This window comes from Phyllobacterium sp. SB3 (assembly GCF_040009165.1).
Taxonomy (GTDB): Bacteria; Pseudomonadota; Alphaproteobacteria; order Rhizobiales; family Rhizobiaceae; genus Phyllobacterium.
Window position 1 is genome coordinate 68,698 of sequence record NZ_JBDYKI010000004.1, and the last position, 17,739, is coordinate 86,436.

Genomic DNA, 17,739 nt, shown 5'->3' on the forward strand with positions numbered 1-17,739 from the left:
ATTGGCGAGCATAGAGGGCACCAATCTGATATATAATTTGAGTATTCACTCCGTTTGAAGTTGTCTCCAGACTAGCCTTCATACGGAAACAGCATACACGCCGCCCAGGTGGCGATGATGAATGCGACGGAGATGGTAAGCATGGACATGGCACCTCTTCCCCTGTTTTTGGAAAAAGTGTGCCGATGTCCTAGTCATGAATCAACCCGAATAACGACAGAAAACGCATCTTGTGGTCATTAATCGGCTTCTATCCACGTAGTTTTCGTGATCGAGTTTGGGATATCAGTCGCTGCCCGTCCTTCCGGCGTCATGTCCAGAATGTTCCAGAGCGGCATCGGGTCCGGCGCTCCGCGAGGGTCTTGCCCCGGATCGGCAGTTTGCCGCCCATCCCGCCACTCCAGACATGATGGATCACACCATCGCGCCGGGTAAACACATTCATGGCTGCTTCATCTTCGCACTCAGCGCTAACGAGGGTGATGAGCAACGACTGGATGGATTATTCGGCATGGGGAGGGAAGAGGAGTGGTTTGCGATTCTCCAAAGAGTAGCTATCGGTATGGCGACGCCATTTGGAGTATTGAGCAGCCTTTCCAAGGGTGCCCAAAAGCGGTGGCGACATGTGTTTGTGTGTAGTTTGTTCTATTTCTTTGGCTTTGGGTATTGCTATAAAAAGCTTGGTAATCTAGGGATTTCGCCGTGATTGCGTATTATGCAGCCAGCCAAGGTCAGGTTGCAGAACGCGAGTGCAGAAAATGTCGGAGTGTAGCGCAGCCCGGTAGCGCACTTGACTGGGGGTCAAGGGGTCGTCGGTTCGAATCCGGCCACTCCGACCATTTTCTGCAATGATTACAAATAATTGGCAAAAACTATACTCAAAAATCCGGAGCAAGTGATTGCCCGGCTTTTTTGCCATTTGCTCTGGTATTCTGTGACGCGCATCGTTAGCTAAATAATATGACTTGCTTCAATAGGTCATGGGGAGTGAACGAAATGCGTATCCTTGCCACTAAAACCAAAACTGCCCGCCATTTCGCGATACCATTTGCGGTGGTTGCAGTACTGGCGTTGATGGCCGGCAAGGCAACTGCCGCACAGTGCGGAAGCATGGCGAAACCCGGTCTCGACTGGAGCGAGTGCACCAAGCGAAGCATCATTATCCCCGGAAGCAACCTTGAGGGCGCCAATCTCTCGGGAGCCGACTTTACCGGAACGGATCTCAGCTCAGCCAATGTGGGTTCTGCCAATTTCGAAAAGGCCACACTGATACGCGCGTCCTTGGCCGGAGCGACTGCTGCGAAAGCGAATTTCAATCGCATCGAGGCCTATCGTTCAAACTTCTCCAAGCTGTCCGCAGCCAATGCAACGTTTGGCAGTTCCGAATTGCAGCGGGCAAACTTTACCGAAGCTGATCTGTCGTCGGCAAATCTCGCCAAGGCTGAACTTGGGCGTACGAACTTCCAGAAAGCCAACCTGTCCGGCGTCAATTTCAGCTTGGCCAATCTGTCGCGCGCTGATCTTACCGGGGCAATCACCCAAGGCGTCCTCAATTTCGACAAGGCCTTCATGTTTCGCACGCGCATAGAAGGGCTGGACCTTTCATTGGCCAAGGGTTTGCAGCAGGCACAGCTCGATCTGGCGTGTGGGGATGGTTCAACCAAACTGCCGGAAGGCCTTGCTGCGCCAGCCAACTGGCCATGCCCGCCTGATTTGCCGGACTAGATTATACTAACAGCATTTCCCGGTGAACCGGTCGGCGCTCAGAGCCGTATTCCTTTCAGGAGATCAAGTTGGATTGCTGATGGAGTGCAGCTGTGAGGAATGTTTTAGCAAGAGTTATCGTTACGGGGGCGATAATTGCTGTTATCGGCCCCGCCATTGCGGACGACCTTTCCGGTCCTGAAATCAAGAAGCTTGTTAGCGGCGAAAGAATATTCCTGTCGACGCCGTTCGGTACGGAACTGCCATTGAATTACAAGAGCAATGGCCAGGTCTCCGGTGATGTATCCGGCATATCGGCCGCGAGCATGTTTGCGCCCAAAGAGGTCGGCAAATGGTGGGTCGAAGGCAAGAAACTCTGCCAGCAATGGCCAACCTGGTATAAGGGCCGCCAGTTCTGTTTCACTATTGCCAAGACCGGAGATAACACTATCTCGTGGTTACGCGATGACGGCGCAGCTGGCACAGCGCGCATCGGCAACTAAGGCGCTCCCGTGCTCTAGTGGTGCGCATTTTTGCGCCGGATCAGGATTGCATCCACGGTAAAGCTCGCGATTGCGTTGACATCGCGATTTCCGATTATGAAGGCTGCACGAACAAAGCGCATCAACGAGTTGCGCTCGCTGCTGTTCTCGTCAGGAATCCCCAGTTTTTCTGCAGCAAGGTCGAGCGCACGCTGCATGAGTTCCCCCTCAGACTTTGAATAGTTCGGATTACCTTCATTCAAAAATGTCAATTATGGCTTCCATCCTATTTTTTTGTTCTGGATGTCGCTCGTCATAAATGCGAATGGCCTATCTGGCAAAATATGCGGCATGCAAGAATACAATTTGGATATTACGATCACGTCCTGCGGGCATCAAAATATAACTACAGCTAAAACGATATCATTCAAAGTTGATCCGTTCAATTCCGGAAAACGTCACGAGCATTATAAAAAACGAAAGTCGAGCACTATTTTCATCTTAAAGCAACGTCAGTATCGTTGTCGCTTTTCTTGGTATTTTTTGCCTAACTCAAGTGCGGCGCAGCCCCAGATTATCCCGACCAGTAAATAAAAATGACGCCAGTGATCCGTATCGATGACGTTGCCTACGACCACGTGGGTAACATAGGCGAGGTAGGCGCATAAGAGATATGGCTGCCATGGCCTGTCACGAAACAGATACCGCAGCCCGAACCCAAGCGTCAGCATTGTCAGTGTGAAATAGCTTATAAAGCCGACCCAGCCGTAGTCCAGCGAGGCTTTCAGCCAGATGTTATGGGTGTCTTCTCCATAGATAGGTCCGAACTCCAAAGGCCCTATGCCGAGCGGATGGTCGATCGACAGCAGCAATCCATACCAATGGCGGGCGAAACGCCCAAACTGCGCATCATCATAGTCCTGTACAAGTTGTGCGCGTGCATTGAAGAGTTCAGCCACACTGGGAATCTGCAATGCAATGACGATGGCGATCAGGGCTACCGCAACCGCCACGATTGCCATGATGATGATTCTCATGCGGAAGAGCGGGCTTGGATTGCGGATAAACAGCAGTATCGCCAATCCGGCGATGATAAGCAGAGCCATGCCCCATGCGGCGCGGGAGAACGAGAGGAAAATTGCCAGCGTCAGAATGAGAATTGGTATCAGGCGCAGGGGTAGGGCACGCAGGCTCCCAGCCAGCACGCCATGTATCAGCCAGGCAAAAGGCAGCATCAGGAACGGCCCGAAAACATTCGGGTCCTGGAAAGCGCCCATCGCCCGCCCATAGCGGGTAAAAAGTTCTGCTCCGGGGAAAGCACTGAAATAACCAAGTATGCCGAGCAGTGACGTACAGACTGCTGCCAGCACATAGCCGCCGAAAATGACTTTCAGAATGCGATAATCATTGTTGATGATCGCTGCGAAAAACACAGCGGTCAGCGAAAGAAACAGTGAGACGGCGAGATACATGGGAGCCGTCTTCAGATCGGACATTTGTCCCATGGAGATGACGCCGCCAATGTTGAATATCACCAGAATGGCGAGCAGTACGCTACTGACCTGCGAAAGCCGCAATCCGAACAGGGCCCAAATCGCTATCAGTCCGACCATGTAAAGTTCATAGGGCGCAGGCTCATCGATAACGAACCCGCTGAGAAATACGCCGAATCCAACCGCAAAATTTGAAATCAGCCTGATCAGCGCCCTGTTCTTGGCAGCGCGATCAATCCCGCTTGGCAAAGCCTGATGGGTGACGGTGCTCAATAGGCGTTGTCCGTGTTCAGCAGCCGTACGGGCGTGAGAAACAGAATTTTAAGATCAAGCCAGAGTGACCAGTTCTCGATGTAATACAGGTCGAACTCCGTTCGCATCTTGATCTTGTCGTTTGTATCGATTTCACCGCGCCAACCGTTGATTTGCGCCCATCCGGTCACGCCGGGTTTGACCCTGTGCCGGGCGAAATAGCCATCCACGACATCGTTGTAGAGCAGGTTATGCGAGTGGGCGGCAATGGCATGAGGGCGGGGGCCGACCAGCGACAATGTACCCATCAGCGAGTTGAAGAATTGTGGGAGTTCGTCGATGGAAGTTTTGCGGATGAGCCGCCCGACACGGGTAACGCGTGGATCGTTCTTTACCACAGCGTTGCGTGCTGTCGGGTCGCACATTTCCGTATACATGGAGCGGAACTTCCAGACTTCGATTATCTCGTTGTTGAAGCCATGGCGCTGCTGCTTGAAGATGACGGAGCCCTTGCTTTCCATCCGGATCGCAATCGCCGTTGCGAGCATGATCGGGCTGAAGACAACAATGCCAACCAGACTGAAAAATATATCGAACGCCCGTTTGGCGACAGAATCCCAATCATTGATCGGCTTGTCGAAGAGGTCGATCATTGCGACCGACCCGATATAGGAATAGGCGCGCGGACGGAACTGGAGGTGATTATTATGCGCTGACAGCCGGATATCGACCGGCAAAACCCACAGCTTCTTCAAAAGCGAAAGCACGCGCTCTTCTGCGGTTATCGGCAGGCAAACGATAAGCATGTCGATATGGGCAATACGCGCAAACTCGATCAACTCGGAGATATTGCCGAGTTTCGGATAGCCGGCGACGATAGGCGGCGAGCGCTTGGCATCGCGATCATCAAAAACGCCGCAAATGCGAATATCGTTGTATGGCTGCTGCTCAATGGAACGAATGAGGTCTTCGGCAGGCTTGCCGCCGCCGACAATAACGGCACGCCGTTCCATTTTTCCGTTGCGGGCCCAGCGCCGGATCAGTCGCGACATGATCAGCCGGAATGCAACGAAGAGTATCAGTCCGGACAGAAACCATACCCCGAACCAGACACGCGAGTAGTCCTCGGATATTTTGAGGAAGAAAGCCGCAAGCGACATTATTGCAAAAGTGCCGGACCAGGTAAGCACAAGCCGTCCGAATTTGCTGAAAGGGTCGCGCATCGTTGCCAGCTGATAGCTGTCAGTCAGCTCCAGCATGAATACGGTCACGGTCGCGGTCGACAAAACTGCCAGCAGATAATGCAGGAAGAGACTCGGCGATGCACCCACATAATAGATATAAACAGCAATGCCGGACACAGCGACAATCATGAATTCGATAATGCGCATGATCCCGCTGATCATTACTGGCGAATTGGTCGACTGTGCATACTGCGATGCTATCGTGTAGGCGACTGGGCTGAGTGTATTCCTGGTCGCTGACAATTGATCTGCGTCCGGCGGCAGGTTGCGAACGGACTCTCGTGTGAGCTTTTGGTTGTTATCTTTCATGATGCCACTGTAAGTAGCATAGATGCGCTAAAAAAGACTTGATATTTAGCGACTAAGTGAGACGAAATATTCCGCTTCCAGTCGGGTGGCCATGCTGTCTGCACTAAAATTTTTTCTCAACGTATCAGCGTCCGGCAGGCATCGCCGGTAGGCGGCAATATCGCCAATCGCAGTGGTCATTTTCTGCGCAAGTTCGGTTGCGTCAGGCCGCACCAGTGCAAATGATTGATCACCCAGAATTTCTGGAATTCCGCCGACCCGGCTGGCGATCAGTGGCTTGCCTGCGGCCAGTGCCTCCAGCACGATGTAGGGCAGGGCTTCGGCGCGGGATGGTACAATGACTATTTTGGCCAGTCGAAACGCTTCACGGGCCTTCATAGGCGGCAGAAAGGTAATCTCTGCCTGCTGTTCAATATGCTTTGCCTGCTCAACGAGGGCAGCACGATCTTTACCGTCTCCAACGATGGCTGCCGTCAGCTTCCGCCCGCCCGATGAACCTGCTTTGGCCAGAGCCTCGATGAAAATGTCAGGACCTTTCAGAGCGCGTAGTTCCCCGATAAAAAGAAAGTCCGCTGCCGGATCGTTTTCCACTACCGGATCAAATTCCTGTACCGACAGGCCGTTGTGAATGAGCGCGCTGGCACAACGCGGCTCTCCGACCTTTCGTACATAGGTGTCACGCTCGAATTGCGAAACAAATATAATGCGATCAGTCATACGCTCCATTAGTCGTTCAATCCGGAAAATGAGCTTTCCGGAAAGTTTTGTCGGATCGTAATGGAGACTGCCGCCATGCGGCGAATAAAAACGGGCAACGCTAACACCAGATACCCGTAACAGTGAGCCGAAAACTCTTGCATAAGTGCCACCTTTGGCGCCGTGCCCATGCAAAATGTCAGGCTTCAATTTCTTGATTGTCTTGTATGTCCGAAAAGCAGAAACGGCATCTCCTGGCCCGATTTTTCTCTGCATCGGGATGCGTACCAGTCCCAGTGCAAGATTATTGCCAAGATCAGCGAGGAGCTTTTCTTCAAGCGCACTGCCGGTCGTTGCGTCGCAAATGACGCCGACCTGATGGCCTGCTGCATTTTGGGCTGAAACCAGATCGCGAACGTGACGGAAAACGCCGCCAACCGGAGCGCGGAAGCAGTGAACAATCCGAAGTGACCGGTTGGTCGTCATTACCGGAAATCAGAAAAAGCGTTCGCGCACGTAGATCGTGTCGCCCGGCAACACCTGATCGGAGATCGTCACGCGGCCGGTTAGGCTTTCGCCGTTGAACTGTCGTGTAATATCGACATCCTTCTGGTTGGCACGGGCGCTAAATCCACCCGCCGCTGCAATCGCCTTCTGAGCAGTCATGCCGGGAACATATGAATATTGTCCGGCAGCTCCGACTTCGCCCATGATGAAAACCGGACGATAGCGGTCGATCTCCACAGCAACATCCGGATCGCGCAGATAACCTTGCTTGAGCTTGGCTGCCACGGCTGCCTCGATCTGCTGGATGGTCTTGCCACGTGCAGGCACGCTGCCGATAAGCGGAATGGAAATGTAGCCGGCCTGATCGACGCTATAAATGTTGGTAATGCCTTCCTGTTCGAAGACCGTCAAACGGATGCGGTCACCGGCATCGAGCATGTAAGGCTTGTTGATCGCCTCGTTAAAAGCAGGAGGGGCGGGGCGGTAGCTGGCGCAACCGCCAAGCGTCATGCAGACAACGCCTATGGTTACCAGAAATATCTGCTTGCTGAACACGGTTCGGACCCTAACTTGCAACGAGCTTGTCGATTCTCTGGTCGCATTATCAATTCATTAGGGTTAATGGCTGGTAAAGCCCGCGGTATCTATGGGTGTTTTAGGGGCTGGGGTTCGGGTCCTAATGTCTTAACTTGGTGGTTACCATACGTCTTTACTATTAAGGCTTATGTAATGGGGTGGTCGCATGGCTCAGGCCAAGTCTGCAAGCAATGATGTGGATATTGATATGGGTGCGCTCTTTGCCAGTCTTTGGCAAAACAGGCGCCGCATTATCGTCGGTACGTTGCTCATCACAGCTTTGACATTTGTTGCCCTGTCCATGGTGTCACCCAAATATCGTGCCGAGACACGCATACTCATCGAAGCTCGTGAATCTGTATTCACCCGCCCGTCCAACCAGCAGACGGATGACCGGCCTGTGGTTGATCAGGAGGCAATCAAAAGCCAGGTCGAATTGATTGGTTCGTCCGAAGTGCTGCGCGGTGTTATCGCCAAACTTGACCTGGCAAAAAATGCCGAGCTGACAGCGGCTGCGGAGCCTTCTTCAATTTCCAAACTCCTGGGTGCTGTCGGGCTTGTCCGCAGCATGAGCGACGAAACCCGCACGGACTATATATTACAGGCGCTGCGCGACCGGTTGCTCATTTATAGCGTTCAGGAATCCCGCGTCATCGTTGTGCAGTTCTCGTCTAAAGATGCGGCCCTGTCTGCCTCTGTCGCAAACGCCATTGCCGATGAGTATATGGCCAGGCAGCAAGCGGCGAAGTCCGAGATCAATACGGACGCTACAGGTTGGCTACAGCCGGAGATTGCCGACCTCAGCAAGCGGGTCAAGGATGCGGAGGCAAAAGTTGCCGCCTATCGCAGCTCTTCCGATCTTCTGATCGGCCAGAACAATGCCGTATTGGCAACGCAGCAGCTTTCAGAACTTTCCAGTGAATTGTCACGGGTCCGGGCCAACAGGGCAGCAAGCGAGGCGCGCGCCGCAAGCGTACGCGCTGCCCTGCAAAGTGGAGCGCAGGCAGAAACCCTGCCTGATGTCATTGCTTCACCATTGATCCAGAGACTGCGGGAACGTCAGGTTCAGCTCAATAATGATATCGCCGATTTGTCTGCCTCCTTGCTGAGCGGGCACCCGAGGATCAGGGCATTGCGCTCACAGCTAGCCGATCTGAACGGGCAAATAAGGCTCGAAGCGCGCAAGGTGCTCGCAAGCCTTGAAAACGAGGCGGAGACGGCGCGCTTACGTGAAACAGAGCTGAACCGCTCGCTCAATCAGCTCAAGGCGCAGTCATCGCGCGCCGGTGAAGAAGAAGTGGAATTGCGGGCGCTGGAACGTGAAGCAACAGCGCAGCGCCAATTGCTGGAATCCTATCTGACGCGTTATCGCGAAGCTTCCTCACGCAATGACCGGGGTTACATGCCAGCCGATGCCCGCATCTTCTCGCGCGCGGACCGGCCCGTTGAGCCTTATTTCCCCAAAAAGATTCCGATGACACTTGCGGCCTTCGTCGCTTCATTGTTGATCTTGAGCATCGGCACGCTGCTTCATGCCCTGTTCAGTGGCCGCGCCTTGCGTCCGGCATCCGGCTTTGAGGAAGCGCCGATCCGGCCATTGGTTCAGCCTGCAATCATGCCGGATGTTGCAGAAGAACCTGTACAAGCGGTTGTAGAAACTCCCGTTGTCCAGGAGCCGGAACCGGAGACTATGCCTTCTGCTGCCGTCTTGCCGCAGGCAGCGCAGCCGATTGAGGCTGATCATACCGGCATCGACAATGTGGCTGACCGCCTCATGGCGAGTGGTGCTGCAAGGGCGGTTGTCGTTTCACCGGAAGGCGATGAAGCTTCTGCACTGACCATCCTGCTGGTGCGCGAACTTGCAGACAGGGGTGTACGTGTCATTCTTGTTGATATGACCGGATCGCCTGAAATTGGACGTTCCATGCTTGATGACGGCAATCTGCCCGGTATCACCAATCTGCTTGTCTCGGAAAAGCATTTCAGCGACGTCATCCACCTTGACCATTATTCTCATGCCGAGATCATTCCGCTCGGAAATCACGATCCGGTCAAAGCCATGCAATCTGTGGGTCGGCTTCCGATGATCCTGAATGCATTGCAATCTGCTTACGATCTCGTTGTGGTCGATAGCGGACCTGCGACGGTAGATGAATTGAAACATTTGCTGGCTGAAGGCACCGAGCTTATTCTCGGCGTGGTCAACCCCGACGATCCTGATGTCGCCGTTACGGCAAAGGCTGTTTACGAAGCGCGCATCCTTGAGCCAAATTTGCTCACGCCATTCGAGCCTGACGAATTGCGGCTTGATGCAGGAAAACTCGTGCGACGTGGCTAGAGCAATTTCCTGGGAAATGCTCTAGCGCGCGCCGCGCAGCATTGAGCGAAGTTTTTTTACCTTCGACCAGACAAGCTCGTTTTTCTTGATCATGCGCACCAGCTTGCGGCGGACGCGCAGCCACGCCTGAAAAATCCGGCCTTTTGCTGTCAGGCTGATATCAGTGTCATAGGTTGGTAACTCTATATCGCACCAGCTTCGCTTGTAGGGTTCGTCCCCGATACCGAAACTATAAATCTCAAGATCAGTTTCGCTGCTCGCAGCTATATCTTCGAAGAACAGGAATTCTCCGGGGCTGGCGCTAACCAGCTCGTCTTCCGTAATGCCGACGAAGTCGATGAAGGTCTGGCGCGCGGCATGGGATTTGCCGAGCACAGCGCGATACTGTCCGGCAACCTTCAAAGCTTTCAACTGAAAGCGCGGTGAGGGCGTGGTAACTTCCTCCGCAAATAGCCTCTTGAAAAAGTCCTTCACGCCGTAAGGGTCGTAAGTGTTTTTGATGCCCGCTTTGGCAAGTCGTGTTGCCTTGCACTCGAAATAATTGTCAAGCATTGCCGTCGTTTCATCGGGCGTTGTCGCGGCAAGGATGTTGAAACCACCAGCATCTTCGAACTTGCGCATATTGTGCCGGTGCTTTTTCTTTTTGCGTTTCGAATTGCTTCTGGCAAGAACCGTCTCGAAATTTCCCTCAAGCGTAATGCCAAGGCTGACATTGGCATTCACCCGGCTTGGAAGTTGCATCAACGGGTTGGCAACGCCGTCAAGTTCACTCATCTGCCGGGTCAGTGAAACAAGGTCAATGTCCGGGCGAGCCTCGTGCAGGGCACTGAACAACAGGCGGAGTTCACCAACGTTTACGCTCTGACCTGTTGAAACGGCGGGGAAATTACAGTTTGCATGAGGTCCGCCAGCAAATATCGCGATGCGAAGTGGCCCGGTTTTTTCAACTTCAAGCGGTAGAATGAAGACGGGCCGCTGTTCCAGATATAGCGCTGCAAGCAAACAATCGCGATTGACGAACGATTGCCAAAGGGTGATCCAGCGCGCTGTTTGAGAGGCGCCTGATGTGAAATCCGTACCAAATTCAGCCCATGCGGTCCGGATATCGTGGCAATCGACGAGTATTTTTGCTTCAAGCTGCCGATTGTTCATTCTTGCGTTCCACGAAAAGACAATTTACGACGAGGGTGATCAATCTCTTGTTAGCATTTAGTCTGCTCTATTTGAGCAATAACTATTTGGTTGCTTCTACATAAAGTAAAATTGGTGAAGGAATGGTCCACGCGGCCGATTTAATACGTAAGGCCGTGATGAGGCTCGCTTGGCATAGCGGCTTTGCATCGCGTGCCCGCGCGCGCCTTGGTGGGCTCGGCTCGATCATCATGCTTCACAGAGTACGCCCGGATTGCACCAGCCCGCTCGGCGTCAATCGTTCTCTCTCCATTTCGCCAGCCTTTCTCGATCAGATATTGGTCTCGCTGAAGTCGGAAGACATCGAGCTTGTCTCGATGGATGAGGCGGTTGCGCGTATTGCATCAGGGCAGCAGGGCGGACGGCGTTTTGCAGCAGTCACACTGGACGATGGCTATAATGACAATCTCCATCATGCCTATCCGGTCTTTCAAAAGCACCGCACGCCCTTCACAATTTACACGACGCCCGGGCTTGTGGAAGGCGCGGCTGTTCTGTGGTGGGAAGTGCTGGAACTGTTGGTCGCAAAGGCTGATTTCATCAAAGCGCCGAACGGGCAGGAGTGGCGCTGCACGACCATGTTCCAGAAGCGTGCGACGTTTCACGCACTCATGCGCTATTTCACCGAGACATTGACCGAGCTTCAGCAGATGCCGGTTCTGCGCCAGATGTGTGATGCCCAAGGGATGATCTGCGGTGTTGGGGCAGACTGGGATGTGATGAGCTGGAAGGAGTTACACCAGATTGCCAGCGACCCGCTATGCACTATCGGCGCGCATACGATTCATCACTACAATCTCAAGCGACTGACCGCCGAAATGGTTTCTTTCGAAATGCGGCAATCAGCCGATATGCTGGAAGAAAAACTCGGCAGGCGTCCGCAACATTTTGCATATCCCTATGGCTCGGCAAGGGCTGCGGGTGAACGCGAAGCAATACTCGCCGCGCAGGAAGGTTTCGCTTCGGCGGTAACGACGCGCCACGGCACTATTCACGCCGAACATCGCGCGCATATGCACATACTGCCGCGTATCTCCATCAATGGCCGTTTTCAGAAGCTGGTCTACGCGAAAACCATGATGAGCGGCGCAACGACGCCGATTGCCAATGCGGGCAGGCGCGTCGTGCAAGCCTAGGCTTTGGGCGCCTTTTCCATCCAGCTGATAATGAACATTGCCGGCACTACCCAAAGAATACCTGTTCCAAAGAAATACAGCAGGTGTATCCACGGGCTGGCATCACCGAGCAGTGCCACGGCGAAGATCGTAGCGACGATTGCGTAAACGCAGACCAGCGCGACGAGGAAGAATGTTCCGATGAGTTTCTTCAGCCTTACGGGCATAATGCTTTCCAATTTAGCGTTGTGCCTGATCTATCTGTAAAATCTCCCGGCGAAAAGTAAAAAAGCCCTGCATGTTTGGTAAACGCGACTGCTTGTCGCGTAAGCGGTGCTTGTCATCACTCTCCAGATGCTTCACCTATCCGACGCTACAGGAGTGTTTTACATGGCCGCCCATATCACATCCGAAGACGTGCTCGTCTCGGAGCAGGATCGCGAAGCGAAAAACCGCCACTATATCCGTATCTGGCTGTATCTCGTGCTGATCGTGCTGGCGACCATTGTGTTTGTCGGTGGTGCCACACGCATGACCGGCTCCGGTCTGTCGATCACCGAATGGAAGCCGATCCACGGCATTATCCCGCCTATAGGTTACGACCAGTGGATGGAGGAGTTCGACAAGTACAGGCAGATTCCCCAATACCAGCAGTTGAACAAGGGCATGAGCCTTTTTGAATTCAAGCAGATATTCTGGTGGGAGTGGTCGCATCGTTTCCTCGCTCGCGGCGTCGGCTTCCTCGTCGCACTACCGCTGGCATTTTTCTGGCTCACCGGACGCCTTGAGCGTCGTCTGCGTTGGCCAATGATCGGGATTCTGGCACTTGGCGGCTTGCAGGGTGCGGTAGGCTGGTGGATGGTCGCGTCGGGGCTGTCTGTCCGGGTCGATGTCAGCCAGTACCGCCTCGCTACGCATCTAACGCTGGCCTGCATCATTTTTGCAGCGGTCATGTATGTGGCAAGGGGACTGGCAACCTATACGGACAAACCGGCGGAGCGCCCGATACAGCGTTTTGCCGGTTGGATGGTCCTGCTCGTATTCATCCAGATTTATCTCGGCGCGCTGGTGGCCGGGCTTGATGCCGGATTATCCTATAATACATGGCCGCTGATGGATGGCTCCGTCATTCCGGGCGATATGTTCCCGATCCAGCCCCTCTGGCACAATTTCTTCGAGAACCCGAAAACGGTGCAGTTCGTCCATCGCTTCTTTGCTTATTTTGTCTTCGTCATGGCGATCTGGCATGCTGTCTCGACTGTGCGCCGCGCACCGGACACGACACATGCGCGCCGTGCAGTGTTCCTCGCTTTGCTCGTGGCTGCTCAAGCCGCAATCGGCATCACGACATTGCTCATGCAGGTTCCGATCGGGCTTGGATTGCTGCATCAGTTTTTTGCGATTGTGCTGCTCGGCTTTGCTGTTGCTCATTGGCGCGCAACGAAAGGCGCCTATCCGCTTCAAACGGAAATAGTAGCGGGTCGCTGACTGTTCTTGGCAAGAGACTCAGTTTAGTCGTGTCGAACACGTATTAAATACCGGAAACTAAAACCATGATCATCAGCGCCAGACGGTCGCTGGCTACGGTAGTTGGCCTCGGTATCACGCAGATCATCGGTTATGGCACGCTGTTTTACAGCTTCAGTATTATGGCTCCTGTCATAGGGCAGGAATTCGCCCAAACGCGTGAATGGCTCTTCGCCGCCTTCTCTGGAACATTGCTGATCGGCGGCATCATCTCGCCCTGGTCAGGTCGCTGGGCTGACAGGTTCGGGGCAGGGCGTGTCATGACGTTTGGTTCACTCGCCGCTGCGCTTTCGCTTGTCTTTTGCGCAGTCTCGACCAACTGGTGGATGTTTGCGACCGCTTTGGTCACAACGGGCCTCGCCACACCTTTCATATTGTATAACACTGCCTTTGCCGTACTGGTACAGGTCGATCCGCAGCTCGCTCCGCGCAGGATAACCTATCTGACGCTGATGGGCGGGTTTTCTTCGACCCTTTTCTGGCCATTGGTGACAGCACTTTTAAACAGCTTCACATGGCGTGAAATCTTTCTGGTTTACGCGGTGCTGCAAATTATCCTGTGCCTCCCGATCCATTTCTGGTTGTCACAGATGACGCGCCGTTCGCCGAAGGCCGCAGCCGATAACACGCCGCAGCAGGCTGTCGTGCGAAGCGGGGGAACACTGCGTCAGGACAAAAGGAAAACCGCGCTAATTCTTCTCGCAACGGGCTTTTCTCTGGCGAGTTTTGCGCTTTCATCAATGCTGGTTCATTTCGTGCCTGTGCTCGGCGCGGTTGGCCTTGGCGCTTCCGCAGTCTTCGTCGGAACAATGTTCGGCCCTGCGCAATTTGCCAGCCGCCTCATCAATATGCTTCTGGGCGGCCGGTTTTCGGCTCTGAACATCGCGATTATCTCGACTGCGATGCTTCCGCTGGCCTTTATGATGTTGTTGCTGCCTTCATCCGTCCCATTGATTGCCGGAGCGATACTGTTCGCCATTCTGTTTGGCATGGGTTCCGGGTTGAACAGCATTGTGCTTGGGACACTGCCATTGGCCCTGTTCGGTCATCAGGGTTATGGCGAAATCCTTGGCAAGATCACATCGTCCCGGCTGATAGTATCCTCGGTCGCGCCTTTCATTCTTGCATTTCTGCTTGAACATTTCGGCCCGACGACAGCACTTGTCACCGTCGCTGCCGTGGGCATGCTCGGCGTCATGACATTCATCGTGGTAGCAAAGCTGGTGCAGCGATCAAGCGAGTGATTTTAATATGTCGCGAATTGCCTCAGTCACGGCAAGGCTGCGATCCCGCTCCTCAAAGTTCTCGTCCTCATCATGCCATGATGCGGAAAGACAAGCATGCGACATGCCAAACTCCAGATAGTCTTTGCGATCCCGCTTGAAAACGCGCTCGAAAATCTCCGCCATGGCGGCAATACGTTTTTGATCAGTGCGCAGGTCGGTCCGCTCCACCGGATTATAAAACATGTTCGCAGCATCGTAAGCGGGATCGCCTAGCAGCGCCTGTGGGTCAATAACCAGCCAGCCGCGTTTGCCGAATAGAATATTCTCGTGGTGTATATCGCCATGCAAGGGCTGGATATCGCGCTGGTTGCTCAACAGTCGGTCGGCGATGGCCGCGACTTCGACAAAAATGCTCTGCTCACCAGAGTTTCGGTCTTTCTCTGCCTTCTTGAACAGGCTGGCGAACTGCTTGCGCAGTGGCACGAAACCGGGCGTGACCGGCTTTCTGCTGCGAAAAGTTTCCTGCAACCGTAAGAACACATCGGTGAAGATCAACGTCGCCGATTCATCGCCATGTTCGTTCAGATGATCGAGCAGGGTACGAGATCCGCCATATTCCAGCAGCACATTGTTATCTTTTTGCTTGAGTACGCGCACGCAACCATGGCCATCATGCCATTCGAGATAATGCGTGCCGCGAAGCTCATTCTCCATGCCTGTAGCATTGAGTTGCTTGACCACCGCCTGCTGCCCATCCTCCAACCGCACCATGATGATGCGGCTGGTGTGGGTTTCGGTGAACAGTTCCGGTTCAGAAAGGTGCCATTCGGCTGGCAGGCTTTGAAGAAGTGTATCAGCCATGACCCAGCATGAGATCGAGATTTTGCACGGCCGCGCCTGAAGCACCTTTGCCGAGATTATCAAGCAGGGCGACAAGATTGACCTGTCCTGCGCCTTCCGTGCCGAACACATACAGCTTCATGATATCGGTATCGCGCAGCTCTTCGGGGTCGAGACGGGGCAGGGTGGCGCTTTCCTCAAGCGGGACAACCTGCACGATCTTCTGGCCATCATAATGGGCTGTCAGCGCCGCGTGTATATCAGCCATGGAAGCGTTACCATTAAGATCGCCCGTATAAACCGGCACCTGCACGATCATGCCCTGTGCAAATCTGCCAACGCTGGGGCTGAAGATCGGCTTGCGCTCTAGAAGGCCATGCACCTGAAGCTCAGCGACATGCTTGTGCTTGAGCGGCATGGCATAAAGGAAATGATTGGCTGCGATGTGATCGGGAGCGTCCGGATTTTCCATTTGGGCAATCATCTGCTTGCCGCCGCCCGTATAACCGGAAACTGCGTTGACCGAAATCGGATAGTCGGCAGGCAATATCCCCGCGTCACGAAGCGGGCGGATAAGCGAAATTGCACCTGTCGGGTAACAGCCGGGATTGGCGACAAGCCGCGCCTTGGCGATCTTCTCGCGCTGTGCATTGTCAAGCTCGGCAAAGCCATAAGCCCAATCCGGATGAACGCGATGTGCGGTTGCCGTGTCGATGATCTTGGTGGAATTGGTTCCTTCAAGAATCGTCACGGCCTCTTTCGACGCTTCATCCGGCAGGCACAGGATTGCAACATCGGCAGCTTTCAGGAACTCTTCGCGCAAATCCTTATTGCGCCGCTCGGCTTCTGGAATGGAGATAACCTCAAGATCGTCGCGACCTGCCAGCCGTGTGCGGATTTGCAGACCGGTGGTGCCGTGTTCGCCGTCGATAAAGATTTTCGGTTTCATGGAAATGCCTTTGGAAGCTTTGAATTCAGATAGTTGGCGGAGGAAGCGGATTCAATATGGAAGGTGCCGCTCTTGAAATTTAACCTGATGAGTTAGCTGGTGTGGTTTTCGAGAACCGGAGCGCAGTGGACGTTCTTGTCCATGAGCACCGGAAGCGCAGAAAATCGCATCAGATGACCATCAGGGTAGATTTTATCGTCGTTTGGCTTTTTGTTCGGCCAATATACCCAGATAATACATCGCTATTGTGGCACCTGCTATGGCCGTTACATCCGCATGGTCATAAGCGGGTGCGACTTCCACCACATCGGCGCCGACAATGTTGAGTTCTGTCAAATGGCGCAGGACCGATAGAATTTTTGCCGAGGATGGGCCGCCAGCAACGGGTGTTCCCGTTCCGGGTGCATAGGCCGGATCAAGACAATCAATATCGAACGTCAAGTAAACCGGCTTGCCCGCTGTGCGCGCAATAATCTGCTTTGCAATTTCAGCTGCCGAAAGCTCTTCGACCTCGTAGCCATACACAATCTTGAGTCCGCAATCATCGGGCGCATGGGTGCGAATGCCAACCTGAATGGAGTGGGCGGGATCAATGACGCCATCGCGCGCGGCGCGGCCAACGAAGGAGCCATGATCAATGCGTTTGCCGTCATCATACCAAGTATCCTGATGCGCATCGAACTGCACCAGAGCGACCGGGCCATGCTTGGCAGCATGGGCTTTCAGGATCGGCCATGTAACGAAGTGATCGCCGCCCAGCGACAACAGGAATGCGCCGGACTTGATGATCTTCGCGGCCTCGCGCTCTATTGTAGCAGGCGTCTTTTGATGATTGCCATAATCCAGCAGGCAATCGCCATAGTCGATAACGGCCAAATCTTCGAAGAGATCGCGCTGGAAAGGATATTGCGGGTCATTATCGAAAATCGCCGAGGCACGGCGGATGGCCTGCGGGCCGAACCGCGCACCGGGCCGGTTCGAAACAGCCGCATCGAACGGAATACCCCAGACCACGACCTCGGCACCATTGAGGTTCTTGGTGTAGCGCCTGCGCATGAATGAAAGCGCGCCCGCATGGGTCGGGTCGGTTGCTGCGCTGGTCAATGTCCGCGCTGTAAAAGCATGATCAATGGATTTCGATGGCATTGGATTAATAACTCCGGGAGTTTTGGCATCTCGGTTGTGCGTGGTTCGACAAGCTCACCACGAGGAAGGTGGTGCTTTGCAGGGTCGCATAATCGGCGGCCTTGCAGTTTCTTCAAGGTTGCTGCCAATGGAAGGCAACCCGCA

Annotated in this window: 16 protein-coding genes, 1 tRNA gene and 1 pseudogene; 7 read left to right on the plus strand and 11 right to left on the minus strand. The window is 54.0% G+C overall.

Features of this window, described 5'->3' with window-relative positions:
* Positions 1 to 285: 285 nt before the first annotated feature.
* Positions 286 to 457: pseudogene (locus tag ABKW30_RS15725) on the minus strand (DUF899 family protein); the annotation flags it as partial.
* A gap of 305 nt (positions 458 to 762) precedes the next feature.
* On the opposite strand from ABKW30_RS15725, the gene ABKW30_RS15730 reads away from it, so the two are divergent.
* From ABKW30_RS15730 to ABKW30_RS15740, 3 genes are all read left to right on the plus strand, one after another.
* Positions 763 to 839, plus strand: a tRNA-Pro gene (locus tag ABKW30_RS15730).
* 235 nt (positions 840 to 1,074) lie between these two features.
* Positions 1,075 to 1,725, plus strand: coding sequence for a pentapeptide repeat-containing protein (locus tag ABKW30_RS15735; protein WP_348600412.1), 651 nt, complete (start codon positions 1,075 to 1,077; stop codon positions 1,723 to 1,725).
* Between the two features lie 92 nt (positions 1,726 to 1,817).
* On the plus strand, positions 1,818 to 2,207 hold the full coding sequence (locus ABKW30_RS15740; RefSeq protein WP_348599892.1) for a hypothetical protein: 390 nt from the start codon (positions 1,818 to 1,820) through the stop codon (positions 2,205 to 2,207).
* Between the two features lie 14 nt (positions 2,208 to 2,221).
* Here the strand turns inward: ABKW30_RS15740 and ABKW30_RS15745 are convergent, their stop codons facing one another.
* From ABKW30_RS15745 to ABKW30_RS15765, 5 genes are all read right to left on the minus strand, one after another.
* Complete coding sequence (locus ABKW30_RS15745; RefSeq protein ID WP_348599893.1) at positions 2,222 to 2,458, minus strand: hypothetical protein; 237 nt, start codon at positions 2,456 to 2,458, stop codon at positions 2,222 to 2,224.
* Positions 2,459 to 2,698: 240 nt separating this feature from the next.
* The gene (locus ABKW30_RS15750) at positions 2,699 to 3,952 is read right to left on the minus strand and encodes an O-antigen ligase family protein (protein WP_348599894.1); all 1,254 of its coding nucleotides are present in this window, start codon (positions 3,950 to 3,952) and stop codon (positions 2,699 to 2,701) included.
* The gene (locus ABKW30_RS15755) at positions 3,949 to 5,484 is read right to left on the minus strand and encodes an undecaprenyl-phosphate glucose phosphotransferase (protein ID WP_348599895.1); all 1,536 of its coding nucleotides are present in this window, start codon (positions 5,482 to 5,484) and stop codon (positions 3,949 to 3,951) included. Before ABKW30_RS15755 ends, ABKW30_RS15750 begins: the two co-directional genes overlap by 4 nt.
* Before the next feature lie 45 nt (positions 5,485 to 5,529).
* On the minus strand, positions 5,530 to 6,666 hold the full coding sequence (locus ABKW30_RS15760; RefSeq protein WP_348599896.1) for a glycosyltransferase family 4 protein: 1,137 nt from the start codon (positions 6,664 to 6,666) through the stop codon (positions 5,530 to 5,532).
* A 9-nt stretch (positions 6,667 to 6,675) separates the two neighbouring features.
* Positions 6,676 to 7,197, minus strand: coding sequence for a polysaccharide biosynthesis/export family protein (locus ABKW30_RS15765; protein WP_348600413.1), 522 nt, complete (start codon positions 7,195 to 7,197; stop codon positions 6,676 to 6,678).
* Between the two features lie 232 nt (positions 7,198 to 7,429).
* On the opposite strand from ABKW30_RS15765, the gene ABKW30_RS15770 reads away from it, so the two are divergent.
* Positions 7,430 to 9,601: an exopolysaccharide transport family protein gene (locus ABKW30_RS15770; protein WP_348599897.1), complete on the plus strand. Its 2,172-nt coding sequence runs from the start codon at positions 7,430 to 7,432 to the stop codon at positions 9,599 to 9,601.
* Positions 9,602 to 9,622: 21 nt separating this feature from the next.
* Here the strand turns inward: ABKW30_RS15770 and ABKW30_RS15775 are convergent, their stop codons facing one another.
* Complete coding sequence (locus ABKW30_RS15775; protein ID WP_348599898.1) at positions 9,623 to 10,753, minus strand: GNAT family N-acetyltransferase; 1,131 nt, start codon at positions 10,751 to 10,753, stop codon at positions 9,623 to 9,625.
* A gap of 158 nt (positions 10,754 to 10,911) precedes the next feature.
* Between ABKW30_RS15775 and ABKW30_RS15780 the strand changes: the two genes are divergently transcribed.
* Positions 10,912 to 11,928 carry a polysaccharide deacetylase family protein gene (locus ABKW30_RS15780; RefSeq protein ID WP_348599899.1) on the plus strand — a complete coding sequence of 339 codons (1,017 nt, stop codon included), beginning with the start codon at positions 10,912 to 10,914 and terminating at the stop codon, positions 11,926 to 11,928.
* On the opposite strand, the gene ABKW30_RS15785 is transcribed toward ABKW30_RS15780, so the two are convergent.
* Positions 11,925 to 12,134 carry a DUF2842 domain-containing protein gene (locus ABKW30_RS15785; RefSeq protein ID WP_348599900.1) on the minus strand — a complete coding sequence of 70 codons (210 nt, stop codon included), beginning with the start codon at positions 12,132 to 12,134 and terminating at the stop codon, positions 11,925 to 11,927. The two genes, ABKW30_RS15780 and ABKW30_RS15785, sit on opposite strands and share 4 nt — an antisense overlap.
* Before the next feature lie 163 nt (positions 12,135 to 12,297).
* Here ABKW30_RS15785 and ABKW30_RS15790 point away from each other — a divergent pair, with 163 nt between their 5' ends.
* Positions 12,298 to 13,395, plus strand: a complete 1,098-nt coding sequence (locus ABKW30_RS15790; RefSeq protein ID WP_348599901.1) for a COX15/CtaA family protein — start codon at positions 12,298 to 12,300, stop codon at positions 13,393 to 13,395.
* A 65-nt stretch (positions 13,396 to 13,460) separates the two neighbouring features.
* The gene (arsK, locus tag ABKW30_RS15795) at positions 13,461 to 14,678 is read left to right on the plus strand and encodes an arsenite efflux MFS transporter ArsK (protein WP_348599902.1); all 1,218 of its coding nucleotides are present in this window, start codon (positions 13,461 to 13,463) and stop codon (positions 14,676 to 14,678) included.
* Here the strand turns inward: arsK and ABKW30_RS15800 are convergent.
* The 3 genes from ABKW30_RS15800 to speB form a co-directional block, all read right to left on the minus strand.
* Positions 14,667 to 15,521, minus strand: coding sequence for an aminoglycoside phosphotransferase family protein (locus ABKW30_RS15800; protein WP_348599903.1), 855 nt, complete (start codon positions 15,519 to 15,521; stop codon positions 14,667 to 14,669). The genes arsK and ABKW30_RS15800 overlap by 12 nt on opposite strands.
* Positions 15,514 to 16,449 (minus strand): N-acetyl-gamma-glutamyl-phosphate reductase, encoded by a 936-nt coding sequence (gene argC / locus ABKW30_RS15805; RefSeq protein ID WP_348599904.1) that lies wholly within the window; start codon positions 16,447 to 16,449, stop codon positions 15,514 to 15,516. The genes ABKW30_RS15800 and argC overlap by 8 nt, the downstream gene beginning before the upstream one ends.
* 192 nt (positions 16,450 to 16,641) lie before the next feature.
* Positions 16,642 to 17,595 carry an agmatinase gene (gene speB / locus ABKW30_RS15810; RefSeq protein WP_348599905.1) on the minus strand — a complete coding sequence of 318 codons (954 nt, stop codon included), beginning with the start codon at positions 17,593 to 17,595 and terminating at the stop codon, positions 16,642 to 16,644.
* Positions 17,596 to 17,739: the final 144 nt, after the last annotated feature.